24 protein-coding genes are annotated in these 26348 nt (G+C 43.6%); 8 read left to right on the forward strand and 16 right to left on the reverse strand.

Annotated elements, in window-relative coordinates:
• Window positions 1-136: 136 nt before the first annotated feature.
• Window positions 137-610 carry an acyl-CoA thioesterase gene (locus ACXAH6_RS03305; RefSeq protein ID WP_474875208.1) on the reverse strand — a complete coding sequence of 158 codons (474 nt, stop codon included), beginning with the start codon at window positions 608-610 and terminating at the stop codon, window positions 137-139.
• A gap of 142 nt (window positions 611-752) precedes the next feature.
• The gene (locus ACXAH6_RS03310; RefSeq protein WP_474875209.1) at window positions 753-1199 is read right to left on the reverse strand and encodes a DUF2798 domain-containing protein; all 447 of its coding nucleotides are present in this window, start codon (window positions 1197-1199) and stop codon (window positions 753-755) included.
• Between the two features lie 135 nt (window positions 1200-1334).
• Here ACXAH6_RS03310 and ACXAH6_RS03315 point away from each other — a divergent pair, with 135 nt between their 5' ends.
• The 3 genes from ACXAH6_RS03315 (at window position 1335) to ACXAH6_RS03325 (ending at window position 5796) form a co-directional block, all read left to right on the forward strand.
• Window positions 1335-1781, forward strand: coding sequence for a MarR family winged helix-turn-helix transcriptional regulator (locus ACXAH6_RS03315; protein WP_474875210.1), 447 nt, complete (start codon window positions 1335-1337; stop codon window positions 1779-1781).
• 141 nt (window positions 1782-1922) lie between these two features.
• The gene (locus tag ACXAH6_RS03320) at window positions 1923-4139 is read left to right on the forward strand and encodes a GspE/PulE family protein (RefSeq protein WP_474875211.1); all 2217 of its coding nucleotides are present in this window, start codon (window positions 1923-1925) and stop codon (window positions 4137-4139) included.
• A gap of 103 nt (window positions 4140-4242) precedes the next feature.
• Complete coding sequence (locus ACXAH6_RS03325) at window positions 4243-5796, forward strand: sensor domain-containing diguanylate cyclase (protein ID WP_474875212.1); 1554 nt, start codon at window positions 4243-4245, stop codon at window positions 5794-5796.
• Window positions 5797-5801: 5 nt separating this feature from the next.
• On the opposite strand, the gene ACXAH6_RS03330 is transcribed toward ACXAH6_RS03325, so the two are convergent.
• The 3 genes from ACXAH6_RS03330 to ACXAH6_RS03340 all read right to left on the reverse strand — a co-directional run bounded on the left by ACXAH6_RS03330 (window position 5802) and on the right by ACXAH6_RS03340 (window position 11483).
• Window positions 5802-6560, reverse strand: coding sequence for a sugar-binding protein (locus tag ACXAH6_RS03330; protein WP_474875213.1), 759 nt, complete (start codon window positions 6558-6560; stop codon window positions 5802-5804).
• A 76-nt stretch (window positions 6561-6636) separates the two neighbouring features.
• Window positions 6637-6975: a P-II family nitrogen regulator gene (locus ACXAH6_RS03335; RefSeq protein ID WP_474875214.1), complete on the reverse strand. Its 339-nt coding sequence runs from the start codon at window positions 6973-6975 to the stop codon at window positions 6637-6639.
• A gap of 590 nt (window positions 6976-7565) precedes the next feature.
• Window positions 7566-11483 (reverse strand): ATP-binding protein, encoded by a 3918-nt coding sequence (locus ACXAH6_RS03340; RefSeq protein WP_474875215.1) that lies wholly within the window; start codon window positions 11481-11483, stop codon window positions 7566-7568.
• A 190-nt stretch (window positions 11484-11673) separates the two neighbouring features.
• Here ACXAH6_RS03340 and ACXAH6_RS03345 point away from each other — a divergent pair, with 190 nt between their 5' ends.
• Window positions 11674-11844, forward strand: coding sequence for a hypothetical protein (locus ACXAH6_RS03345; protein WP_474875216.1), 171 nt, complete (start codon window positions 11674-11676; stop codon window positions 11842-11844).
• On the opposite strand, the gene ACXAH6_RS03350 is transcribed toward ACXAH6_RS03345, so the two are convergent.
• Window positions 11841-12347: an HAD family hydrolase gene (locus ACXAH6_RS03350; protein ID WP_474875217.1), complete on the reverse strand. Its 507-nt coding sequence runs from the start codon at window positions 12345-12347 to the stop codon at window positions 11841-11843. The two genes, ACXAH6_RS03345 and ACXAH6_RS03350, sit on opposite strands and share 4 nt — an antisense overlap.
• Window positions 12348-12482: 135 nt before the next feature.
• Between ACXAH6_RS03350 and ACXAH6_RS03355 the strand changes: the two genes are divergently transcribed.
• Window positions 12483-12770, forward strand: coding sequence for a YebG family protein (locus ACXAH6_RS03355; RefSeq protein WP_474875218.1), 288 nt, complete (start codon window positions 12483-12485; stop codon window positions 12768-12770).
• Window positions 12771-12827: 57 nt separating this feature from the next.
• Here the strand turns inward: ACXAH6_RS03355 and ACXAH6_RS03360 are convergent, their stop codons facing one another.
• From ACXAH6_RS03360 to azu, 10 genes are all read right to left on the reverse strand, one after another.
• Window positions 12828-14408 (reverse strand): methyl-accepting chemotaxis protein, encoded by a 1581-nt coding sequence (locus tag ACXAH6_RS03360; RefSeq protein WP_474875219.1) that lies wholly within the window; start codon window positions 14406-14408, stop codon window positions 12828-12830.
• Between the two features lie 363 nt (window positions 14409-14771).
• Window positions 14772-15770: a LacI family DNA-binding transcriptional regulator gene (locus ACXAH6_RS03365; protein ID WP_474875220.1), complete on the reverse strand. Its 999-nt coding sequence runs from the start codon at window positions 15768-15770 to the stop codon at window positions 14772-14774.
• A gap of 20 nt (window positions 15771-15790) precedes the next feature.
• Window positions 15791-17125, reverse strand: a complete 1335-nt coding sequence (locus ACXAH6_RS03370; RefSeq protein WP_474875221.1) for a glycoside-pentoside-hexuronide (GPH):cation symporter — start codon at window positions 17123-17125, stop codon at window positions 15791-15793.
• 9 nt (window positions 17126-17134) lie between these two features.
• Window positions 17135-18475: a GH1 family beta-glucosidase gene (locus ACXAH6_RS03375; protein WP_474875222.1), complete on the reverse strand. Its 1341-nt coding sequence runs from the start codon at window positions 18473-18475 to the stop codon at window positions 17135-17137.
• Between the two features lie 192 nt (window positions 18476-18667).
• Window positions 18668-18973 carry a S26 family signal peptidase gene (locus ACXAH6_RS03380; RefSeq protein ID WP_474875223.1) on the reverse strand — a complete coding sequence of 102 codons (306 nt, stop codon included), beginning with the start codon at window positions 18971-18973 and terminating at the stop codon, window positions 18668-18670.
• The gene (sodN, locus tag ACXAH6_RS03385; RefSeq protein WP_474875224.1) at window positions 18973-19470 is read right to left on the reverse strand and encodes a superoxide dismutase, Ni; all 498 of its coding nucleotides are present in this window, start codon (window positions 19468-19470) and stop codon (window positions 18973-18975) included. The genes ACXAH6_RS03380 and sodN overlap by 1 nt, the downstream gene beginning before the upstream one ends.
• Window positions 19471-19472: 2 nt before the next feature.
• The gene (locus tag ACXAH6_RS03390; protein WP_474875225.1) at window positions 19473-19682 is read right to left on the reverse strand and encodes a hypothetical protein; all 210 of its coding nucleotides are present in this window, start codon (window positions 19680-19682) and stop codon (window positions 19473-19475) included.
• Between the two features lie 18 nt (window positions 19683-19700).
• On the reverse strand, window positions 19701-20147 hold the full coding sequence (locus tag ACXAH6_RS03395) for a hypothetical protein (protein WP_474875226.1): 447 nt from the start codon (window positions 20145-20147) through the stop codon (window positions 19701-19703).
• 27 nt (window positions 20148-20174) lie between these two features.
• Window positions 20175-20528, reverse strand: a complete 354-nt coding sequence (locus ACXAH6_RS03400; protein WP_474875227.1) for a hypothetical protein — start codon at window positions 20526-20528, stop codon at window positions 20175-20177.
• A gap of 135 nt (window positions 20529-20663) precedes the next feature.
• On the reverse strand, window positions 20664-21110 hold the full coding sequence (azu, locus tag ACXAH6_RS03405; RefSeq protein ID WP_474875228.1) for an azurin: 447 nt from the start codon (window positions 21108-21110) through the stop codon (window positions 20664-20666).
• A 259-nt stretch (window positions 21111-21369) separates the two neighbouring features.
• Between azu and ACXAH6_RS03410 the strand changes: the two genes are divergently transcribed.
• The 3 genes from ACXAH6_RS03410 to ACXAH6_RS03420 all read left to right on the forward strand — a co-directional run bounded on the left by ACXAH6_RS03410 (window position 21370) and on the right by ACXAH6_RS03420 (window position 26345).
• Window positions 21370-21711: a hypothetical protein gene (locus ACXAH6_RS03410; protein WP_474875229.1), complete on the forward strand. Its 342-nt coding sequence runs from the start codon at window positions 21370-21372 to the stop codon at window positions 21709-21711.
• A 22-nt stretch (window positions 21712-21733) separates the two neighbouring features.
• On the forward strand, window positions 21734-23107 hold the full coding sequence (locus tag ACXAH6_RS03415; RefSeq protein WP_474875230.1) for a class II fumarate hydratase: 1374 nt from the start codon (window positions 21734-21736) through the stop codon (window positions 23105-23107).
• Between the two features lie 448 nt (window positions 23108-23555).
• Entirely contained in the window at window positions 23556-26345 is a 2790-nt protein-coding gene (locus tag ACXAH6_RS03420) for a cadherin-like domain-containing protein (RefSeq protein WP_474875231.1), read from the forward strand.
• Window positions 26346-26348 lie beyond the last annotated feature (3 nt).

A 26348-nucleotide genomic window follows, 5' to 3' on the forward strand; every position in this document is an offset into this window, starting at 1 on the left:
AAATTATCCGCGAGTATCACGATATATGATTTTATTCCCTTAGTAGGTTTACTCAGCATATGCTTCTTTATATTTGTTGCCCATTTAAAAAAAAATTAATGAAGTAATAAACAAACACGAGACATCAAAGGGCCAATCACACAAAACTAGTCATCTCGGCATGAATACTATTGCGCATTTCCATCAGCTTGATAGCAGAGTTGCGGTGCTGAATATCTGTTTCTGTTGTCGGGACCCATTCGGGCACTGGTGTAGGTTTCCCTTGGTCATCCATGGCGACCATTACAGCAATACAATGCGTACATAAATGACGTTCTTCCGCTGTCGGCGCGCCGGCTTTTACATCAATACTCAAATGCATTGACGTTTTTCCGGTATAGATGACTTTCGCAGTGACTTCTACCATGTCACCGATGAGAATTGGTTTAACAAAGTGCATGCCGCCAACGTAGGCTGTAATACAATATTGTCCGCTCCAACCAGCCGCACACCCATAAGCGGCAAGGTCGATCCATTTCATCACCGCCCCACCGTGTACCTTGCCACCAAAGTTCACATCTGCGGGCTCCGCTAAAAAACGCAATGTTAGCGCTCGTTCAATGCCTGCCATTTATTCTCTCCTGCTTTTACTTTGGCATGTATTCAACCAAATTAGCACATAAGCCTTGGCAACGAATAACATATATCCCGTATTCAATGCGGATTAACTTTCAGATAAGAATAAAATGGCAATTCGTTTTGAGCGCCACAGGTTACTTCGCCCAAAATGCCATAAGGCGAGGTTTGACAATCACTGAAATAATCACAGAAAACACAATACCGGCCGGTAAAGCGGCTGCGAATGTGGCAGCCCAAAACTGAGCAAGCTCCCTTAAACCGAGCAAACCATGCAGATTAATGGTAGTAACCACCGCCATAATACACTCCATGATGGTCGCCATTATCAGTCCAAACACCACACTGTTGGCTAGCTTGGATAAATTAGGCCACATTGCATTAACGAGACGATGTACTAGAAAAGAAATGATACCGCCTATTGGCGCAATACACACAATACACAGCGCAAATGAACTCAGCCACGCACCAACGAACCCGTCGGAAAACCCCAAATTCCTCCACGTCATTAAAAATGTTAACGACCCGCCCATCACTATTACCAACGAAGCAATAATGGCGATTTTCTGTAATTTATTAGACATAGTTACCCTCGATGTAGAAACAAATAAGCCACTATCATTTAGTTGACTTGGTCAACTTTAATGCAAAATAGTTGATTAAGTCAACTAAATCTGTAAAAGTGAGTGCTGCTATCCATTAGAGTGAAATGAGCACAAATGACCAACATCGAATCAGAAATTCAAGGAATGTTTATTCATATCATCAATGGATTAAAACATGAGATGCGAGTCGCCATAGAACAGCATGGCTTTCAACTATCAACACTGCATTTCATGATAATGAAGAGTATCCATCAACTCGTTGAATGCACACCCCATGCTCTGTCTGAAACATGTCAACGAGACAAGGGGCAGGTTACACGCATACTCAACGATATGATAAAAGCCGACTTAGTCAGCAAAACACCGAATCCACACGATAAGCGTAGCCAGCTTATTACGCTCACTCGAAAAGGTGAAGAACAACTCGCAGCACTCGAACTCGCGGACCAAAAAACAATTAACAACATGTGCAACGGGTTGAGCCGGGATGAGGTCGTCAATTTCATTAAAGTAGGGCAGCAAATGATGACAAATTTAACCGCAATGAAAAAAGATGGGTAAACACGACTAAAGACCCAGTGTGATTGGGTGATGTAAAATATACACTGGGATGAGATTGACACTAGGTTTCTTTTATAGCGAAGAGTATGGTTTTACTAAGAAAAAGCACTACACTTCGAATAATAAGTACAAAGATCACATATGTTAAATATCACCGAACAACAGAAGACTTTCGAGCAACTTCATACCATTCTCAATGGTACGCAGAGTTTATTAGATGCTTACCAAGAACTCGAACCCGTTATTCTCGGTATGTTCGGTGCCCAGCGCATGAGTATTTTTCAGCGTCGGAGGCAGCATCAAGATCTGGTGGCACGCTTTCGCACCGGAAAGGAAACCCTCGAAATAAAAGTGCCCATTAGCCCCTTGTCTATTGCAGGCTATGTCGCACTAGCGCAATTACCTTTACTCATTGCCGACCCATACAATGCCCAAGAGCTTGCCTCAGTGCATCCCCGCCTGCGTTTTGCCGATAAGTTCGATAAGTCTAACGACTTCCGCACCAATAATATTTTGTGCGTCCCCATTCTTAACGCCGGTGTGTTAATGGGGGTATTGCAAGTGATCAACAAGCAATCTGGCACCTTTAACGACAGTGACCTGGAATTAGCTCAACAGCTCGCCACCCTTTTAGGAGAAAAGTTCCGATTCGAATTAGGCGGCACCAACAGGCCCTTTGACGTGCTCATACACGACAACGCACTGTCAGAAAAAGCCTTACTTGAACTGGAAACCACCAGCCAAGACTATCGCCACCTTATTCAGCGTTTAATGTCTGAATACCGCGTGAGCGATGAGCAAATTGGCAACTCCTTGTCGGTACATTACCAAGTACCTTTTATCACGTTTAATCCCGACAAATACCACCTTTTTCAAAGCGAAAGTAAACTCAATAGCTCTTATTTGAAGCGAAACCATGTTGCAGTAGTTGCTGATACACACGACAAGCCCATAGTACTCATGGCTGAGCCCAACAACGCCGCGCTATTAATGGAAATCGAAAGTGCATTGGGTATCGATAGCTACGACATTGCAGTGGGCTTACCCACTCACATTCTCCAATACCTCGGTGATACTGGAGGCGGTGCACCGGGAGAAATGAGCGAGATTCTTGATGAAATTGGCTCCTCTGGGGATGATCAAGAAGAACACTCTGACGAGATGTCTGACGACGCACCGGCGATAGTACGTTTAGTTAGCCGTATACTGCATGACGCAAAACGCTTAAATGCCTCAGACATACACATAGACCCAGAAAAGAATGCACCTACTCGTGTGCGAATGCGGGTTGACGGGGTATGTCGTGATATTAACCAAGTACCTAACTCTCACCACAACGCCGTTATCGCCCGCATTAAAATAATGGCGAACCTGAACATTGCCGAAAAACGCGTGCCCCAAGACGGTAAACTCGCCTTCAGAATGAGCGGGCAATTGGTAGAAGTACGTGTTGCCACCATTCCCACGGTTGCCGGCGAAGGGGTGGTCATGCGGATCTTGGCTTCGGGTGGTGCCATGCCCATCGACAAGATGAACCTGGCCGCCACTAATATGCAGCGCCTTGAAGGCATGATTAAAAAGCCCCACGGCATATTGCTAGTTGTAGGGCCTACGGGTTCAGGTAAAACCACCACTCTACATGCCATTTTGGGTTATTTAAACACGCCAGAAAAGAAGATTTGGACCGCAGAAGACCCTGTTGAAATTACCCAGCCGGGTTTGCAGCAAGTTCAAGTTAGCCCGAAAATAGGCTTTACCTTCGCGAATGCGCTACGCGCTTTTTTACGTGCCGACCCCGACATTATTCTCATTGGTGAAATGCGTGATAAAGAAACCGCTCATGCGGGTGTAGAAGCCTCGCTTACAGGTCACTTGGTATTGTCAACGTTACACACCAACTCTGCGCCTGAAACAATCACCCGTTTACTCGACCTTGGTTTAGATCCCGTTAACTTCTCAGATGCATGTGTGGGCATATTGGCCCAGCGCCTCATTCGCACCCTGTGCAGCGACTGCAAAGAAGCGTATGCCGCCACTGCCGATGAAGAGGCCTTTATTCGTCGCCAATATGGCGAGCAATATATTGATGAATTAGATTTGCCGTCTCCGCTGATACTTCACCGAGGAAAAGGCTGCGATACTTGTGGGGGGACAGGCTATAAAGGACGCACCGGTGTTCATGAATTATTAGGCATGACACCCGAGCTGCGCGCGTTAATATACAAAGAGTCAGCGGTGAGTGAAATGAAGCAGCAAGCAATGGAAGACGGTATGCGCACTCTGATACAAGATGCCATATACAAAGTAATAAAAGGCGATACCGATATTGCACAGGTACAAATTGTTGGCGGAGACTAATCGACAAACCCATGCCCAAGCAGTTATTGAATAGTGATCGTCACTGAAGCAAAATCAATATACACTGGTGGCAACGAAACGCAGTAGTAAGGATACAGTGGTAATGTTGCAGCAAGCTAAAACCAAGCGTGAACGCTCGCTGTTATCGCATATTGCTATACGCGCGATCCTTGTGGTTTTGATCAATTTGCTGGTGACGTTAAATGTATTGGCAAACTGCGGCCTTGTTTCTCCTAACCCTACTGGCAATGCCAACCCTATTCCCGTTAAAGCAGGGATAGAAACAATCGAATATGAATGCGATTTGGCAACCAATCAAGTACTTCATTTCCCGATGGACATTGTCAGAGCCGCTCATGCGAAGGCGTCAACAGAGTTAGTCATCGACACATTGAGCAGTGCAAATAAGGCATTTTTACTACCCATAGGCCACTACAACCTTACTCTCACACTTGAAGTACAACGAAGCCGCTTTGTAGATCCTCAATTTTCCTCTGTGTCTGATTTTTACCAACAGGAAAACATTCACACGTTAATGCTCAGTGCGTTTTTTGGTTTTTGCCTCGCGCTAATGATTTACGTAGGAGTATTAGGTCGAAGCATAAAAAATAAGGGCTTTTACGCGTACAGCGCCTATATAACAGCTGCAGGGTTTTTCTTTTTTCTGCAGGAAGGCATGTTAAACATCCTTTTCCCCCACTCTCAAATTAATAATGATATTCGCTTAAAAATGGTGTTTGCTGGCTTAACAGTTTGGACAGCAGTGCGCTTTATCTCGTTGCTACTCGACTTCAAGCACCTCGTTAAACCCGTGTTGTACCGAATACTTACGTACTCCTCCCAGTTGGTGCTATTACTCTCGGTAATTCAAACACTGATGAACGAGAACACTGGACGCCCGGTGAGTCAGGTGATGGGGCTTATCACTCTTTTGTGTATTATCACAATATTAGTGCTGAGTGCCTACGCAGTGCGTAAACGTGTGCATGGGGCACTCTATGTGCTGATTGCATTAACCGTTATGCTGGTTACCATGGTATTCAGATTATACCTGCACGAAACCAGCCCTTTCCTTCATCGATATGGTTTGATCATTGCGGTAACTATCGAGGCTATGTTGCTCGCCATTGCAGCGTCGGAAAAAGTAAAACGACTTAATTCCGACAGAACAAAAGCGTTCAGAGAAGCGTCGATGGATACGCTTTGCCCAACACTAAACCGCAGAGGATGGGAAACTGCGGCCAGCCACTTATTAAAATACCATAGCCAAGAGGGCGGCTATTTAGCCTTAACCTTTATCGACTTGAACAAGTTTAAGAGTATTAACGACGAGTATGGCCATGCCATTGGCGATGCAGCCTTGATATACACAGCCAAACTACTTAAGTCCCATTGTCGAGAACAGGATTTAGTGGGCCGTTTGGGTGGTGATGAATTTGTTGTTGTTGCACACACCTACAGTTATAGCCAAGCTGAGCGGCTACAACAGAGGCTAACGCGAGCTTGTGATCACTACACATTCCCAACCAGTTCGGGCACAATTTCAATGAGTGCCAGCGTCGGGAGCACCATCATCGATACTCCCCACGACGACCTAAACACGCTACTTCACCAAACCGACATGAAGATGTATGCGAACAAAAAGCAACTCGCTTAGTTGTACTAGTTAACCAGTTTTACTTTGCCAAATACTGAGGCATCAATAAAGCCGCGATTCATATCACCGTTTACAGGTTCAATAGCGTGAGACCCTACGAAATGCTCGCGTTCTTTGCTGCCGTCGTTGTCACAGTAAGCGATCATAAAGCCCATCAACTTGCCAGCCGACAACGACAAAGGCTTACCCGGGTCTACAACAGAGAATGTGTCAGGATACAATTGGATCGACACTTCCCACACCATAGTATTGCTACCGTCTGTCTTTCGGCGCCAGCGGCTATCGACATGCTCATTCAGAATGATAAATTCTGGCTCACCCGCTTCTGTATTGCCCATATCGAGTACATTGCCATCAAGGGCGATATGATACGCAAAAGCGTTGTGGTTAATAAGGTGATTACCGCCCGACGCATTTTCATCAATGAAGATTTCCAAGCAATCATCATCCCAATATCGCTCAGTCGGGTCGGGGTGAGTATCTATCAGTACGTCGTCGACAATTTCAGCTAAGATGTAAAGCTTGTTGTTGTCCCATGCAATTTTATAGCGCCCTTGAAAATCCTCTTTAGTAGGTTTTTCTCCAACCATAACATGTGTCATTTGGTGCCAAGTTTGGCGTTGCCATACCGACTCATTAGCCTGCCCGTCAATCGTCACAGGAGTATCTGAATAGGCAGCCTGATCCACAGTGTCTGCTGATACGTTTGCAGCAGCACCCAACAAGCTTGCTGCCAAGAGCCAGCTTTTAGACGCAAGTTTCATTTGAAATATCCGTTATAAAAATGTTAATGCACAACGCTAACGGAGAGTGAGAACAAAGTCCAACAGAAAAGCGCGGCTAGGCAACCGCTAGTTTTGGTTTTTCAGGAGTGATAGCTATGCACTTTTCTACCGATTCAATCTGATAATAAAAAGCCGCACGCTCTTCAAGAGGCACACAATAAAGCAATGAATTGAGCAGCACGTCAACATCGTGCTCTTTAACAACCACTTCAACGGTAAGCGTAGACGCAAAGTCAATCACATAAGCTAAGCCTCGGTAGACTTCCAAAGACTCACCTTCTATACCAAACTGTTTTGTTTCAGCCACAAGAAACTCAACCCAATCTAATGGCGCAATGGCTAATTGCACTGAATCGAGTTGTGAAGGCTTTATCGTTGCTGTGATTTTTTTCATGTATTACTCCTGTCACCGAATGGTAACAATGCTGTCATACAAATGAGATCTACGTTTTACCACTTCCTGATACAGTATACAAATCGTCCAAAAGTATAAATTATCAACAATGCGAATAATAATGACTCTTTTTTGTAAGCCTGTGTGTTTTTAAAATAACAGCCTATCAACAGATAGGCGATCATGCATTAGATCCCATAAAAACGCGCCCTACAGAGAGTATTCAACAGTTTTATCCACAGCATGTGTGCAACATAAATTTGCCCTTAAAGATCGCGATCTTACAGGCAAAAATATAATGAAAAAAAATTGAACTTTGTGATCAAATAAGAGGAAAGATCACCTTGATTAATTGTTGGCCCAAATGAACAAATAAGCGGTAGTTAGTATAAATAAAGGCCTTGGTGAGTGCGCAATTTAGTCAGGGTAGCTTTTTGATCCATGATCACATTGAATAATCAAGAGGATCTTGTTCTTGATCATAAAATAAATTTGCTGGTTAATTCATAAACGATTAAGCCCGCATATTTATTGCGCGATCTTGCCCCAAAATAGTTCATGAACAGACTTATCCACAACTCGGTGACAAACTATTGATCTTCAGAGGTTGAAAGATCTGACTGTTGCAGTGCGTATGCTTTGGGGGAACAACCGAACTGTTGTTTGAAACAATTACTAAAATACGAAGGTGTGGTAAAACCAACGTCGTAAGCAACCCTAGCCACTTGCCCGCCGCTCTCAAGCATTTCACGTGCTTTTTGAAGCCTGAACTGTCTCAAAAAACTCACAAAGTTACCGTCGATTAGTGTTTCTAATTTGCGATTTAATTGCCGTTCACTCATGGCTAAATAGTCTGCGGCATGTGAACGTGTAAAAGCATCATCACTAAAATGCTTTTCTAACACGTCGATAAATTTGAGATAAAACGTCTGGTCCTTTTCATCGCTTAATTGAGCCGACACTGCTACACATTGTTTATCGTACAATGTCGATTTCACCTTACGTGCCTTTTGAACTCGGTTAGACAACATGTTTTTCACTCTTATGATGAGTTCGTCTTGTTCAAAAGGCTTGCTAATAAAGTCGTCTACTTCGGCCTTTAAGCTATTTATTCGAGTATTTTTGTCGCCTTTTGCCGTCAACATAAGAATAGGTGTAGAAGACAACAATTCGTGCTCTCGAATTTGTTTCGACAGTTGTTCTCCATCGAGGTGAGGCATGAGGAGATCCGTGATGATAAGGTCAGGAACAATCGACAACGCCACCTTCATCGCTTCCACACCATCACTCGCCACATAACACGCGTAATCCGACTTAAAAAGTGAAAACAAATAATGACGCATGTCTGCGTTATCTTCAGCTATAAGCAGTATAGGCTTCTGCTGAGGCTCATCGGTTTCAAGAAGTGGCTCCTCAACACTCGACTCTATTAGTTGAGGGCGTTGATAATCAGAAATGGGAAGGGATGATAAATCGTCGTAATAATCCACTTCATTCGCCGGTAAGCTAACAACAAATGTTGTTCCTTCGCCCCATTTGCTAGCGACGGTGATCCAGCCTTCATTGGCCATGATCAGGTCTTTTACCATAGCCAAGCCAACACCTGATCCTTTGACGGTTTCACTTGAACTCAAGCGCGTGAACCGTTCGAACACGTAATCAATTTCATCTTCTGGTATACCCTGGCCAGTATCAGTTACCACAAGTTCAAGCTGACCTTGCTGCATGCTGACAACCAGTTCAACTTGTCCTTTTTCAGGAGTGTAGTTAATCGCGTTCATTAACAAGTTGTACAGCACCTTATCTAGCGTATCTTGCAGTAAAACAAAGTTGCCTTTCACATCTAATCGCATGGTAATACGCTGTTGTTTTAGGTGTGCTAGAGGCTTCACATTCTCAAAAATTAACTGGCATTGCTGTTCAATATCGTAAGCACGAGTAGGAATGTCTTTAATCTTATCAAGTTGCTCGACTTCCATAAGTTGATCAACGAGCCGTGTTAAGCGCTGGGTGTTGCGTTGGATACGCTCTAGGCGATTCGAATTTTCTTTATCATTAGGGTGCATTTTTATCTGAGTTACAAAACCTGCAATTAACGTAATGGGTGTGCGTAACTCATGGGAAAGGTTAGTAAACAGTGTTTGTTTTTTCTCAAGTAGTCGTTTGATAGACGAATTACTCTCATCCAGCGCGCCCTGCTGTTTATTCACCAATTCAGACAACTCAATATTGCGTTTCGCCACTTGGTTATTCACCCAGCGTTTAAATACAACCGCCCACCACATCAATAACAATGCATAGACAATAAAAGCTTGCCACGTAAGCCAAAACGGGGGCATCACCCGAATAGGTATTACCGAAACTGGTTGTATTGCCTCACTTCGCGGGTCTACCACTCTCACTTCAAAAGTTAGCTCACCGATGGGAAGAGAATGGTAAGTAGCCTCTCCATATGAAGTTGGAAGTCTTGTCCATTCCTCTTCATAACCGCGCATCCGATATTCTATTTGTTGCCCTGATGATTGAGAGAAGTCTATGGAGGAAAAAGTGAAATGGAGTTCTCGATTAAAATACGCCAGCTCTAATACGTTTGACTCATCAATTGAATAGTTATAGTCGATTTGGTTGTATCGCTCATTTGAATTAAATGAATGAGTGAAAACCAAACTCGTAATTTTTACCTCTGACTTTCTGTTTTTTCGCAAAGATAAATAACTCAATGCTTTTTTTGTGTCTAAAATATAATTTTGCTTATCTCCAATAATTGAGATAACACCTTCCGATAATACCTCAATTCCATCGAAACCAAAATCAGTGTCATTTACCCCTATTTCTGGGCCAATATTTAAAGATGAGCCGTCAGATAAGTAAACTTTTAAACCTTTATTGCTTCCAACCCAATGAGCTCCATCTTGATACACACTCCCTCGAATAAAACGGAGGCGTGCTTCATTATTCAAACTAAACGACCTTCCATCACTAGGGTCGAATCCAATTAGTCCATGTCCAGATGTGCATAGCCAAATGATATCTGCACTATCCGTATACATACAACTAATGAGACTTTGACCTAACTGCTCTAACTCATGTTTCACCCAAACACCGTTATTTTGTCGATGATAAATATGGTTTTTATCATCACTGAATAATAACTCTCCGGCGTTATTCACTACCATTTTGTAAGGCTTACTCGGCACGGGAAAGGTTCTGATCAAATCGCCATGTAAACCAAATTCAATAACTCGCTCCTCGTCTCCTTTTAAGTAGGATATGAAGTTTTTACCATTGCTGGTATAAGATTGAACTCCAGAAAGTTCATCACAATAAGATCTCAAAGGATGCGCAGCGCTTTCTAAAACCTGTCCATCATCGGTTAACGTTAACGTAGAACAGGAATCGAGATTGAGAAATGAATTGGCCCCTATAAACACCAGAGCCTTACTTTTTGAATGCCTTGCAGATACTTTCTTCAATTCACCCGAATTTTTGTTCAAGTGAAAGATATTTAATTCAGAAGTAGCCAGCGTATATTCACCAGTAGATAAAAAGGTATAATCAATGTCAGGGCGATTATTGGCTTCTCCCTCAAATAGGTAATTCAAAAATTGATGCTTAGTTGGAATATAACTTAGACCTAGCTGTGTAGTAGCAAAAAGAATATCTCCAGAAACTATTTTCTGTAATGCTGTGACCGTTCTTATCCTTTGTTCATCTAACAAAGGATAGAAAAAATCAAACGTCTTAAATCGATTACTAATGAGGTCAAGTTCTAGCAATCCTCCTGATGCAACAATTAAGGACTTTTCATTAATAAACTCTATATCGTCAATAGGATATGCGTGTGTTAGAGGTTTTTTAATGAAATTCAGGTTTTTCAACGACAAATCAGATATATAAATTCCACTAACACCTCCTACAAAAATTTTAGAATTGTGAAGTGAGATATGAGAAACATCGTCTAACAATGGGAATGTTGTTGCTATATCATGAGCTTTAGTCACTAAACTCGAAGGGAGAATTTCAAATAATGTTCTAGAATCAGAAAACCAAAATGAGCCATCCTTACTTTTCGCTACTTCAAACACTGACTCTAACTCGTATTGCTTAAGTACTGAGGAAGCAGAATGTAACGTGTTCGCTTCCAAATCAATCAACAAAAAATCATTAATCGTAGTTAGCGCAATATAATTCTCAGATATCTTTCCTTTCCAGGCTCTTAAAAGTAACGAAGAAGACACATCAACTTTGTGAAAAGACTGTTTTGATATGTCAAATAGATAAGCACCACTTCCATATTCAGTAATAAGTAGTGTGTTATCGCCATCAAAATCTAAACTTGTAATGTATCCTTTGCCTAAAGGGCTATTGGTATCATCAAAAATTACTACCTGATCGCCAGTTATCTTAAAAAGTCCATTTTCCGCACCGATAAAGACAGAATCATTAACATCAATAATTGCTCTAATTATGCCTGACGGTGAATTCGAGAACTTACTACTAGACTCCAACGGCCGCTCTGTAGCGACACTAATGTGACTAAATAGGAAAAAAAATAAAACAAATGGGACAATATGAAAAAATGTCCCAAATCTGACAGTCCTTGTCTCAAATCTCATCACCAAAACCAATATTTACGTTTAATTTGTTCGTCGACATAAGAGTCAACAAAACAACTTAATTTTCTGTTAGGACATTAATATGAATAACAAACAAAAGCGTGTAGCAACTATTATTGAATTGAAAAAAAGCGAACTTCAATACGTCTTTGGTGGAAATATGTCTAAATATTTAAATACTAATCTAAGCGCTACTATAGACAGTATAGGTAAAAATAAACCAGATTGGACACCAATCCCAATAAAAATCTAATCAATTAAAAGCCACTGCATTCCTGCGTTCTCGGCGGCTTGACGGTCGTAAATATAGTCGCCGACATAGAGCAAGGTGTCGGGAGGGGAATGCCAGATTTTAGACACCATCAGCAAGGCGGTAGGATCAGGCTTTGCCGGCGCCTCTTCTCGGGTAATAACCAGTGAAATAGGAATAGCGTTCTGGGTAATTTTTTGCCTAGCAGCACGTTGGCAATTACGTGTCACTATGGCCATTGGCAAACCTGCCGCTCTCACTTGCTCAACCATGACTTTCCCATGAATTAGCCACGTTGATTCTGCTGCATCTCGCATTTCATGAGCCTGAATGAGCGCCTCGGCTTGTCGCATTTCATCTGTAGGTAAGTCGGCAACAAAGGCGAGAATATCTTGTTCTTGGGGACAACCTATTTCTTGCTTCATCGCAGAAAAGTTAAGATTTGATGTAACCAAGGTGCCATCTAAATCAAATATTACGCCTTGTACACCAGCTAAATTAAGCATTGGGCATATTCCTATTAGCTTTTCGAATAAGTACGCACGAAAACACAAACAGATTAGTATAATTAAAATACTGTTTATTTATACAGTAAAGTGCGATATGGTAATGGTGTCTTTCAACGCAAATGGAGTATAACCATGGCTATTACTACACAATATGTTGTAACACACAAAGGGGTTGAAAAGCTGGTGACAACAGATAAAAAAGAAGCTGACCAGTACGATAAAATGCTCGACGTGGCCGACAATTTGGCCGTTTATATTCAAGCCAAAGGGATAAAAATTGGTGACGATGCTGCTGAAGAATTATCGATCCTTCTCGCCAAAAATAAAGATGTGGTTGCCAAGCTTTTAAAGGGCGCAGCAGCAACTGACGTACTAGAAGACGACAGTGCTGAAGTTGTAAAGCTAACCGCAAACGGTTGATAGATGAGTAAATAAAGCGCTTTATATTAGCAAAAGCTGTTGTGTGTAGGTGGGTGCTTACCCCACCACCCCTTTTGTATTAAAACGTTTGATTACTGAGTGTACAGACTTAATTGTTTCGCGAAGTTCAAGACTCGCAGCCAAAGATGATTCCGACGATTGCTGGGTTTCAGCCGCACCTTCTGCGATATCGACAATTTGTTGATTGATATGTTCTGCGACTGAGCTTTGTTCTTCAACCGCAGCTGACATCTCGGTGGTCATTTCTGAAATACCACTTACTGCCGAATTGATCTGGCCAAGGGCCCCTCGGGTTTCTTCTACAATTTCAGCCCCTCGTTGTGCTGAAGCAAGCCCGGTTTCAGATACCGCAACTGCGCGTTTTGAACGTTGGGCCAACTCTTCAATAATCGAGTGTATTTTGTCTGTCGACTCGCGGGTTTTTGAAGCCAGTGAACGCACTTCATCTGCAACCACCGCAAAACCTCTCCCCTGCTCTCCGGCACGCGCCGCCTCTATAGCTGCGTTCAATGCTAATAAATTAGTTTGCTCTGCGATTGTAGATATTAAACTAGCGGCTTCGCCAATATCGTTTGTTGACTGCGCTAATTCCGACACGGTATCGGAAATAGATTCGACGACTTGTTTCAATTCTACAATTGCTGTTAACGCTTCTTGTGCTTTATTGTTTCCCATTTCCACGTTATGAGACGCTGAGCGAGCTTGATCAGCATTGGCCTCAACTCGTGCCGCCACTTCTTGAATAGCTTGCGACATTTGGGTAACAGCAGACGCAATTAGCTGGGTTGCTTGATTCTGTTGCACTACCGCAGAGCTGGTAATTTCAGCTTGTTGATGGGTTGTATTTGCTATGCGATCTAACAAACCGGCTGAGTCCATAATGCGCGTTAACGCCGTGCGACTGCGTGCAATTTCACACCCAACCATTAATTTAACTCTGGCTCGGCTACCAAAATCGGTGAAATACGTTTGCGACACAACAGCATTGCTGTAGGTTTCTGGGCTTAAGTTGATAATCGACTTCCAATCTTTCTGTTCTTTTGTCCAATACCATACGCCCATTGCGGCGGTCATCACGCCGCTGATCGCAAACGACTGCCACCCAGATACCCAACCCGACAGCAATGTTAACGGCACGCCAACGCACAATACAGGAATGCTGTCTTTAGCTACATATTGAATCAACTCAGGGACGGAAGCCGCAGATTTACCCGCTTGAAGTCTGGCATACCGCCTTCCAGCACGTTCCATTTCATCAGGTAATGCAGGCACTCGCACTGATTCATAGCCAACAATTTGATTATTCTCGAATACAGGAGTAACAAAGGCCGATACCCAATAGTGGTCACCGTTTTTGCGACGGTTTTTCACCAAGCCCATCCAAATATTGCCAGATTTTAGTGTACTCCACATTTCTTTGAAGACACCTGATGGCATATCAGGATGGCGAACCAGATTGTGGTTGTGACCAATTAATTCCTCTCTTTCATAGCCACTTACTTCAACAAATTCGTCGTTGCAGTGAGTAATGACCCCTCTTAGGTCAGTAGAGGAAATTAATCGATACTTGTCTGGAAATCGATAGAGTTTCTGGGTTACGGATTGATTTCTTCGCATGTTGTCGTTGTTCTCCACACATCTCGCTAAAGATCTGCCAAAAAACCGTTATTGTTGTAGGGTTATCGCTTAGAGACAGTCTCAAATTATTGAGTTATAAGATATTTATTCCACTTTTGGGCGCGGAATATTAACATCAATTATTTACAAATGTAGACTTTAGATTAAAGTTTCGCGAGTGCGATAAAGAAATTTTTTATTGATAGATATGAATATGTTCGTTGAATACTTAAACAACCGTAAACAACGCACCGGCGGCGTTGTCATTTTCAACCTACAGTATTAGCGCTAATCTATCATCAAATACAACGTTATGATTCATAGCTGTCATATGGTCTTGTATTGATTAATATCGCTTATAACCTAAGGAGAACTCGTCGAACCACGCAAAATCAATCTTGGCTCCAGAATGTGCTGTAACGACATTTTATGGTCGCCATAGGCCCTATTTAAGATCCAATGCGCTGCCATTGTGCCAATTTCTTTTACCGGGTAATCAATGGTAGTCAAACCCGGCGTAAGGTAGCTGGCAAAATCAATATTATCAAACCCGATTACAGATACATCGTGGGGTACGCGTTTCCCCAATTCTCTGAGTGCATTAATAGCGCCAGACGCCATCTCATCGTTAGCACAAGCAACAGCAGTAAAGGGGATTCCACGTTGGTGCAAATCAAAAATACCCTGCTCACCCGATTTCGCCTGAAAATCGCCTTCGTACATCCACGCAGAGTCATACGATATGCCCGCTTCTTCTAACGCTTGTCTATGACCATTTAAACGCTTGATACCATCGGCTTTAAACAAGGCACCAGAAATATAAGCAATATTTTTGTGACCAATATCAGTAAGGTGTTTGGTCGCGAGATAGCCACCTTGTAAGTTATTTAAACTAATGCAGTTGTCTCGAATAGACTCAATATAGCGGTTCACTATCACTAGCGGCACGTCTTGTTCCACCAGCGAAATCAAGTACTCATCGCTCACTGCTTCAACATGAAGAATAAGCGCATCACAACGCCGACTGAGTAGTGCTTCTATTTCTTGCTTTTCTTTTTTCTCGTCAGAATGCCCAGTGGCAACAAACATATGCTTGTTGGCTTGACGCAGAACATGCTCCGACCCACCCATCATGGCACCGAAAAAAGAACCGTGTAGTTCTGGTACAACATACCCTATGGTATTGGTTTTGTTCGACGCCAATGAAGCAGCAAGTACATTATGGCGATACCCTAATTCTTGCATGGCTTTGAGCACTAACTCACGTGTTTTCTCCTTCACAGTATCTGTATTGTTAATCACACGAGATACTGTTGCTGAGGACACTCCTGCTCGCTCGCTAACTTGCTTAATCGTTACCATATTTTTTCTACTTGCTGTTACTACTGTGTCGCTAAGCGCTTGTCGCCCAGCTCTTGCTGAATACGCGCTATATTTTGATTGTCTAATTTATACCAGCGCATGATTAAAGCAACCATTAATGAGGCCATCGCTGGTAATAGACAAAATGACAGCACAATCCCATCTACCACTACTTGTTTGTGTATGTCTGCTTCATACCCATAGAAAGCCAGTAACCATCCAGCCATTGCTCCACCTAATGCAAGCCCAACTTTGATGAAAAAGACAATCGTAGAGTAAGTCACGCCTGTCAATCTCACTCCCGACTTCCACTCGCCGTAATCAACCGTATCTGCCATTTTGGACCACAATAAAGGCGTTGCCATTTGCAGCGTGAGCCCCCAACTAAAATGCAATACCAGCGAGACAAACCAAGCGTCGGTAGGTATGAAATAATTAATAAAGCAAATCACCGCACTGGTAATTTGCAATCCAATATAAGCTTTAATTTTACACACGCGTTTAACGAGAGGTTGAGCAAGGGCGCAGCCAATAATACTTCCCACCAAGCCTACTGTGACAAATAACGTGACATCATCAGGACGCTGCATCACATATTTAACGTAATAAATCGCCAAAGTGTTACGCAACACCATACCCGTTAGTAAAACCAAGCCCACCAGACACAACACACGCCATTGGTCGTTACGCCACAGCGCTGCCATTTGCTCGCTGGCTTTTACCTTGAGCGCTGATACAGGCCTAATACGCTCTCGCGTGCCGGCAAAGCACAACCCAAACAACACCATGCCCAAAATACTCATGACAATCATGGTGTATTGATAGCCAAGTGCCTTGTCGCCACGCCCCAGATAATCAACAAGGGGCAACGTGAGAGAGGTCACCAATAGGCCGCCTAACATGGCAAACACGAAACGGTAAGATTGGATTGAAACACGGTCTTCTGGATCAGATGACATCACCCCGCCCAGAGCAGAATAGGGAATATTAATGGCCGTATACATCAACATCAAAAAAGTGTAGGTCACAAAGGCATAGATAAACTTACCGTCGCCCTCAAATGGTGGAGACGTAAATGCCATTACACTTGATATTGCAAACGGAATAGCCAACCAGAGTAAATAAGGCCTATAAGACCCCCACCGTGAACGTGTTCTGTCAGCCATCGCCCCCATTAGTGGGTCGGTAACTGCATCAATAATACGCACTACCAAAAACATAGTACCCACAGATGCAGGACTCAACCCCACAATATCGGTGTAGTAAAAGGTAAGAAATAACATGACCGTTTGGAACACCAAATTACTGGCCGTGTCGCCGAATCCATATGCTATTTTTTCTTTTATCCCAATCATGCGCTTAGCCTACTTCTCGCCGCGATTAAGCAATAGTCGGCTCAGTGCTTTCGCACTTGCTTTTGGGGTTCGTTTTTGGGTTTCATAATCAACGTAAACAATCCCGAATCGCTTCTCATAACCCAATGCCCATTCGAAATTGTCGAGTAAACTCCAAACAAAATACCCTGTGATATTCACACCTTGCTCCATTGCGTTTGCCACCGCATTCATATGATTTTCAAGGTAACGCACACGCTGCTCGTCGTAAACCTCGCCGTCGATCATCACATCATCGCTCGCCAGACCATTTTCGGTAATGAGTAAAGGCGGAAGTGTATAATCCCGATGCAATTGCATTAATAAATCGGTCAGACCTTGAGGGTAAACTTCCCATCCCATCGCCGTGGTTTCTAACCCTAATTCAGGCGACAAATGCGTAGGGTCAACAGTACCGTTGGCTTGAATCCGCTCTCTGGTGTAATAGTTCACTCCCAAGAAATCGATAGATTGTGCAATCAGTGCCATATCTCCCGCCTCAACTATCGGTCTATGCTCTTGGGGTATTGCGTCGATCACGTCTGGGTATTTACCGGTCAGAATAGGCCGAATATACCAATCGTTAAAATGCGCATGTACCCACTCCGTGGCCGCCCTATCATCTTGGCTTTCCGACGCTGGATAAAAGGGAGTAAAATTGAGCACAATCCCCGCCTCGATATGAGGTGCGTTTTTTCGCAGTACTTGCATCCCCAAACCGTGTGCAAGTAAAAGGTGATGCACCGCCTTTTTACCGAACGCTTTACCTATTAGCCCTGGCGCATGAATACCCGCTTCATAACCGAGATAACCACTACAAAATGGCTCATTCAACGTGGCATAAGAATAAACCCTATCACCGAAAGCCCGGCTGACTACGTCGACGTAATCAGCGAAGGCCTGAGCCGTTTTGCGATTAAGCCAACCACCTTCATCTTCCAAATACTGGGGCAAATCCCAGTGATAAAGCGTAACGTACGCCTTAATATTCTTAGCGTTAAGCGCATCGAGTAAGGCAATGTAAAAACCGAGGCCTTGCTGATTAACCGTGCCGTTTTTGTTGATAACTCGTGGCCAACTCACTGAAAAACGATACGCATCAACATGTAAAGCTTCGACTATTGCCAAGTCTTCCTGCCACCGATTCACATGGTCACATGCTACAAGGCCATGACTTGCATCTTTGATTTTCCCAGGTTGCTCACAAAAAGTGTCCCAAATCGATACTTCGCGACAATCTGCCGCTCCCTCTATTTGAAATGACGAGGTGGCAACGCCTAAGGTAAATGCAGGCGATAAAAAGGGAGACTGCGGAGGTAATTTTATGTCCATCGGTTTTATCAGGTCCTCGTTAAACACTTAACAGCACTTCAATACGAATTGGAAGCGTTTACATTACAATATTTAAAAACAGGCAAAAAAGAGAGCGTTGGGAAATAAGTGTAAGCGCTTTCATTTATTTTTACAAATGCTTTACATAATTGGCGACAATTTCAAGGTAGAAAATACTGCTTGTATTTGAAGTTATGTAAGGTAGGTTTTCGCTGACCGGCTTTGCCACACAACTTTGCCGATTATATTGTTTGCCTGTACCCAACCAATTTGTGCAGGCGTGACAGATTCATTGAAATTATCCCCGCCCAAAAAGAAACCAAACTCAGGTTCTGCCGCCACCACGCGTTTGATAACCACACCATATTGTGGTGTACGAGCCACCACAATATCGTGAAGTTTATACGTTATTTTCGGCCATTTCAGTGCCAACACAAACGTGTCCGGAGACAGTGTTGGCAACATACTTCGGCCGTTAACACGCAGTATTCGAAACATTACAAATCTGGGTAAAGTACTGTTTCTGAAGGTGGATAAGGGCAGGTCGCAGTCTTAGTTTTAACGCCTTTGGTCTCCCAAAAATAGCCTGCGAACTGATTAACGAGTTCAAGTAGTGCAACCGCTTTATCACGGTCAACATGTTGTTTACACGCTGAGCCAGCAAGCATAATGCGGTGTACTAAATCATGCACATCAGGAAACGCCTCAATTTGAGGAGCTTTAAAGTAATCTCCCCAAATCACACGTACTTCACTTTTTACTTTTTCGGCATGAATCTCTTTTTCTCGTACTAAACGGCTCAACTGGGCTTGCTGAGAAATAGAGAGTTTTTCCACTCCCTCCAGCTCTAACAATAAATCGTTAAACCGAATCACACTTAATGCCGCAATTTGCGCCGTTGATGGGTCATAAATTTTGCACGGAATATCGCAGTGGGCGCTTGCAGATTCAAATTTAACGACACTATTTAGACTTGTAAGCAATTGATGCAACATGATTAGTTTCCTTTTACTTGACGACGAGTAACTACTTTATAAATCGCGAACGCACATGCAGCACCAGCGGCAAATAAAGACGCATAAAATAACGCGTGTAAGAATGCGCTGCTCCAATGCTCGTGATCATGCCCTGGATGAGCAAAAGCAAGAGGAGTAAAAAGTGAAACTAATAATGAAAATATAACGGTTTGTAAGCGTGTTAAACGCATAGTGAGCTCCTTTTATTGTTAATGGATTGGGCGAGTGTGATAAGTTTTTTGTTGGCAGCTGGGTGTTAATGAGCCGGAGTACATTGCCGTACCGTAATGCTGTTGCTCAAACAGATAGCGCTTTTTATCAGCCGTATGTAGGCCCCATAATATGTGCTCGTGAGAAGGGCTTGAGTTAGCTAAATCTGCCATGCAAGCGCACGCATCTTCCAACGCCTCCTGCGCCAAATTATGCGCCTTCTCACGAATGTAAAAGTCGGCGAGGTTGTGATAACTCACCAGTAGCGCAGCAATGGCTCGACGAGATACGCGATTTAACGCAAGTAACTCTTCAGATAAGCGGATGGACTGTTGATAGAAACACAACGTCTGTACGTGTTGATGGCGCTCAAAACTCAGGTTGCCAGTTTGAATAGCCTGTTCCCACTGTTGATAAAGTCGTCGGAATTGTTCTAACTCGAGCATAAACCTTTCCTCCTCGCACTTTTGCCATCATGCATAAACGAACATGAAAGGCGTATCATTTGCCGCCTGTACAATACGTTGTGCCTGTTGTAACACAGCCGATTGCAGTTCAAATTCCGCTAGCGCTCTGTAGGCTTCACTCAACGTCGAAGCCAGTGAATTAATTTTTTCGATCAGCGAGGCGTTTTGCCCTTCTTCCACTTCTAACAAAATGGTCGCGATATCAAAGGCACAGCCTAAATACGCAATGCATTCACGGAACTGGCCTTCTGCATACAACATAGTGCCCTGTAGCTCGTCTCTCGCGAGAAAATAAATGGCTTGATCTGGGTTGCTGTAAACCCAATCGGTATGTTTGGTACAAAGATATGAAAGATGCATAACTCCCTCCTAATGATTAAAAGGTAGCTTGCCTGAGAAATGATTGCAAATGATAATTGTTTTTATTTGTGATTGTTATTGTTGGCGATCAAAAAAAGGAGCCATAAGGCTCCTTTAGTGAACGTGCAGACAACATTATTTAACGCTTAACGTGCCTTTCATAATGCCGATATGGCCAGGGAACGAACAAAAGAAAGTGTAAGACTCGCTCGCAGACAGTTTGCTCACATCAACAGTAACAGATGTTGATTCTCCACCACCAATCACGTTAGTAGCAGCAATAACACGATCATCACCTGGCTTGATGTAATTATTGTCCAAACCGACCATCATAGCGTCATTCGCAATCGGCTGTGCATCAGCACTTTTAGACAGTACCCAGTTGTGACCCATAATGGCCTTATCAAGGGTGCCAGTGTGTTCCAGGTTCACCGTGTAGGTTTTGCAAGAAGCGGGAATCACCATCTCTTTAGTATCGAATTGCATTGCGTCATTGCTCTTTACCGTCGTCACACACTCGTCAGCTTGTGAGGCAGCAGAAAAAGCCAAAACCAATAGCGCGAAAAAGTTTCTTAATTTCATTGGTATTCCTTAACTAGTTAACTGATTTCTCGGGTGAAGTTAGCACTTAATTTACAAAACAGAAAGCGAGATTTACTGAAATAAGTGCGATTTCGGTCTTGAGTACACAAAACTTGCGACTAAAGATCTATCTCAAATACTTAATGATAATGATTCTCATTACAATAAAATTGAGATATAGTCGCACAAGATTTATTCGATACGCCCCATTTTTGTCGACGGGTTTGTACGTATTTAGCTTGGTATAGGGCATAAAAATATGACGATGACACGCCAAAATATTACCGCTCTGACGCATATAGTGCGTTATGGAAAAGCGCCTAATTCTCCACAAATACTCAATAGTTTTCTGAAAGAATCTGAGTTGCTCGCGGAAATAGGTGAAACCACAGAAAAGCTCAACCAACATCTGCGTACTGCTCAAGTCCTGCTCGACACCATCTGTGATTCGCTCGTACCTAAACACTGGCGCCTACAGTGTTTAGACAATATTTATCGCCCTTTGCATCACGCGCAACGAGTAGCAAAGAACGAGCAAGAGCAAACCAAAATAAATCGATTCCAGTACGAAATGAACGCAACCGTTCCTTACTTTTTCTGACCTAATCAGGAGACATAATCCAATGAGTAACACACGAATTGAACGCGATAGTATGGGTGAACTGGCCGTCCCCGCCGATGCTCTTTATGGCGCCCAAACTCAACGCGCGGTGAATAATTTTCCTGTGAGCGGGCAGCGCATGCCCGAAGACTTTGTGCGTACTCTGATCTTAGTCAAAAAAGCGGCCGCAATCACAAATGTATCGCTTAAAGGCTTACCCGAGCACATTGGCGAAGCCATTACTAAAGCGTGTGACACCTTATTAGGTCACGAGGATATCTTGTCTCATTTCCCGGTTGATATTTATCAAACTGGCTCAGGCACAAGTTCAAACATGAACGCCAATGAAGTGATTGCTAATGTCGCCAGCGAATTGGCTGAGGTGCCAGTGCATCCCAATGATCATGTTAATTACGGGCAAAGCAGTAACGATGTGATCCCAACCAGTATTCATGTGAGTGCGGCTATTGCGCTTCACACCAAGGTAATACCCGCTTTGCAACACTTGCAATTAGTGATTGAAGAAAAAGCAGCCACACTGGTTGATTACTGTAAAACGGGCCGCACGCACTTGATGGATGCCATGCCAGTACGTATGGATCAAAGCCTCACAGGTTGGGCAGCGCAAATTCAGCAACAAATTATTGCCTTATCGGCCCAACAAAAAGCCATTCAAACACTGGCATTAGGCGGTACAGCGGTGGGAACAGGGGTTAACGCAGACCCGGCCTTCGCAAAAGCCTTTAACACAACCCTGAGCCAACTCACCGATATTGAATTTACTGCATCAGACAACTTCTTTGCCCTGATAGGCTCACAAGACACCGCGGTAAGTGTTTCGGGCGCACTAAAATCAACGGCCGTCACACTGATGAAAATTGCCAATGATCTACGTTGGATGAATTCAGGCCCATTGGCGGGTTTAGGCGAAATCGCGCTACCTGCATTACAACCTGGCTCATCTATCATGCCCGGAAAGGTGAACCCTGTGATCCCGGAAGCGGTCGCGATGGCCTCAGCACAAATTATGGGCAACGACACCGCTATTACTGTTGGCGGGCAAGCGGGTAATTTTGAACTGAACGTAATGCTACCCATGATTGCACACAATCTATTAAACAGCTTAACACTCACCGCCAATAGCGCTCGCTTGTTAGCCGACAAGGCCATTAAAGGCTTCACGGTGAATCAGGAAAACCTTGAGAAGGCCCTGCATCGCAACCCTATTCTTGTTACTGCACTGAACCCGATTATTGGTTACAGCAAAGCGGCCGACATTGCCAAACAAGCATACAAAGACAACAAACCCATTATCGATGTTGCAGAAGCCATGACCGACATTCCAAGAGCGGAGCTCACCGAGCTTCTCGACCCGAAAAAATTAACGGGTGAATAACGAGTAACAAGGTTGAGTCTGAAGCAGCAGGCTCAACCCCAAAATAAAAGACCTAACGACAGAAACCTAGCATACAAAACAATGTACGTAAGGAGGCAACATGAAAACCATTTTTAGAACATCTCACCCTTCAAGTGAAGTGAGTTTTCTTTTGTGGGTTAGCTTAAGAATTGTACTTATATGTCTACTTATTCTTGGTTACAGCTTCTTGTGTAAAGCGCTCCTTCTGGTTTGACCAGATTACCAATTATTTTCTCCTTATTTATATCACCGACGTCGGTGTGATATTTGATACGTAACCCTGTAGTCAATCACTTATTTATATTGATACTTAATCGATTAACCTGACGTGGATCAATTATAAAAATGTAAACCACATTGATTCTCATTTACTAACCAATTATCATGCCGGCGCGATTCCTTTCATCACTCAGTAGCGGGAACACCTATGCAAATAAATAAAAATCTTATCATGATTGCGATGGCTTCGAGCCTAGCGGCATGTGGAAGCGGCAGCGACAATGAAGCACCTGAATTCACACAAAGCAGCTTCAGCTTTAGTGTAGATGAAGATCAGGCAGTCACGGGTTCGGTCTCTGCAACCGATCCAAATAGTGGCGATTCATTGAGTTATACCTTAGCGTCTGCAGCAGCCAATGGTGTACTAGAAATCAACGCAGATGGCTCTTTTGTTTACACGCCCAACACCGACTTTGCCGGTGAAGATTCTGCAACGGTTTCCGTGAGTGATGGCAATTTAAGCGCCACAGCAACAGTAACCTTTACTGTTAACAATATTAATGATGCGCCGGTAATCGAAACCAGTACTGTGACTGTAGGCAGCCAAGGTACTACTACAGGAGCAATCGTTGCCACAGATGCAGACGGCGACGACCTCACTTTCGCCATTGTTACCGCCCCCGAACACGGCGACATTACCCTGAATTCTGCCACAGGCGAGTTTGAGTACACGCCTTACACCCTTGAGCAGGTTGACGGAAGCTTTGTGATCAGTGTCACTGACGGCATTATTTCTGAGCCTGTAGAAGCAGAAATAAGCTTAGCGGCATCATTTGTGACTAATGCTGACAAACTAAACTATTACTACACATCAGAACAGTCTCACCTTAAACAAGCTGAAGCCCTAATGGATGCTATCGGCGACGATGAATACCTTAACGAAGTGAAGGCTTCATTAGCAGTAGGTTACACCACCGCAGGGTTTGATTCGGTCGCGAGTGACTATATCGACTCAGTGACCACCCTTGATGGTCAAGCAGACGCATACTTAAGTGTGGGCGAAAGATTAGACAGCTTTGGGCTGTATGAAAGCGGCGACGAACAACGTGCAGCATCAATTGCCGTGTTTAACCAATACCTTGCTGAAAAAGGCTTAAGCAACTTATCAAGTAACGATGCCCAGTATTTTATTAGTGTAATTAATGACTATGGTGATTCAGGAAACAGTGAAGCGGCCAACGCCCTCATCACCACATTGCGTATTTATGCTGACGCCATTAATAGCGACGAATACACCACCACTTATGGCCGTATTCTATCCGCCAGCCGAATCAATATTACCGACTTACAAGACGCATACTTTGAATCCGGCAGTGAGGAAGACCTACAACGCGCGATTGAAGCAACCGATCTGTTAACAGAGTTCGCCGCCAACATCGGTTACCGCGTGATTACACGTGGTGATTATGAAGGCCAACATAGTTACCAAATGCGAGTGTTATACTATTCATGGGCAGCTGAGCACTACTTTAATCTGAACCAACCAGAAAAAGCCAAGCAATACCTAGCCGAAGCATTGGCGCTTTATGGAGTAACGGGTTACGACACCAATTATATTGTAGAAGCATCAGACTCAGCTGAAGCAACGTACTCAGCTTACACTTCAACGATTGAAATACTCGCGGGGCTATTTGCCTATTACTACCCTGATGCAGAAACGAATCTTGCGCTGGACATGTTAGTAGAGGGCACAGCAAACTATGAAGACGCACTCATCTTTATTTATATGACAGACGCATTGGTCGCGATAGAAAACGGTGCAGATTTCAGCGCTGTCATCGACAGTGCACGTACTTACTTTACCGAAAACGTCGATTTAAGAGAATATTACGAGTTCTTGGTACAACAAGGCGCTGGTACTAGTTCAGGTAGCTCAATCGGCCTTGCCAAGTTACTGGTTAACCGAGGCTATTACGACGAAGCATTAACAGTTCTCAATGAAGCACTGACCGTCCTTCAGGATGAAACCTACATTTACGACTCTAGTGCATTATGGACTTTCGGATCATACGGCTGCTCGGGCCTCAACAGACTTTATGTGAAAGCCGGTGGTGAGAGTAAAACAATTGTTGATGCGTGTTATGCCATCGCCGAGAAATATTATCAACCGTCACAAAACATCAATACCGATGAAGCTATCCAAGAAGCTTACTCTGATCTACTTGCCCTCTATGCAACGATAGGCGCGACCGATGAGATGGGTTCGGTTGCTGATGACATTGTTGCCATAGCCGCAGAGTTTGAAGAAAGCACCACATCATTGGAATTCCAAGCTCATGCATCTGCAACATTAGCCTCTTATGGCTTATCCACTCAGGCAGTTGAAATGGCAGATCTTGTATTTGACGGGCTTACTGCGCTTCGCGAAACAGAAACCGGGCAAACTGCCGATTCTGTTGATGCCCAACTAGAAATTATACAACTACTATCAAGCGGAACTACCGCTATTACTAGTTACTATGACCTCTACAATACCAAAACCGCATTGCGTATGCACTCAACGACTACGGAAGATTTTGCCACGCTATTTCCTGCGTTTTTAGCGAAGGTACAAACTGCGGTTACCGCGACTACCGCAGTTGCGAGCAAGCTCACTGACAACGAACAACAAGACTTAATGGAAGAGCTGATTCAGGCCAACGCCTATGCCCAGCTATTTGATGAGGCGGAAGCGTTAGTAAGCAGTGATATTAACGAGTTGGCAGAAGAGTATGAATATTACGCGCTGCTTGCGAGTATTCTGGCCGAGAAAGACGACTTCCCAACCCAGCTAGTAACAAACGTAGATACAGACAATGACGGACTTGTTAACTTCTTCCTCACCTCTGTATCAGATGATGAAATTGCTGCCTCTGGTTTGGTAATGGATGAAGACTCTGACAACGACGGTATCGCTGACAGTGAAGACTCATCTCCTCTTATCGCCAACGACGAGTAAACT

This window comes from Alteromonas sp. ABE4_545 (assembly GCF_056161325.1).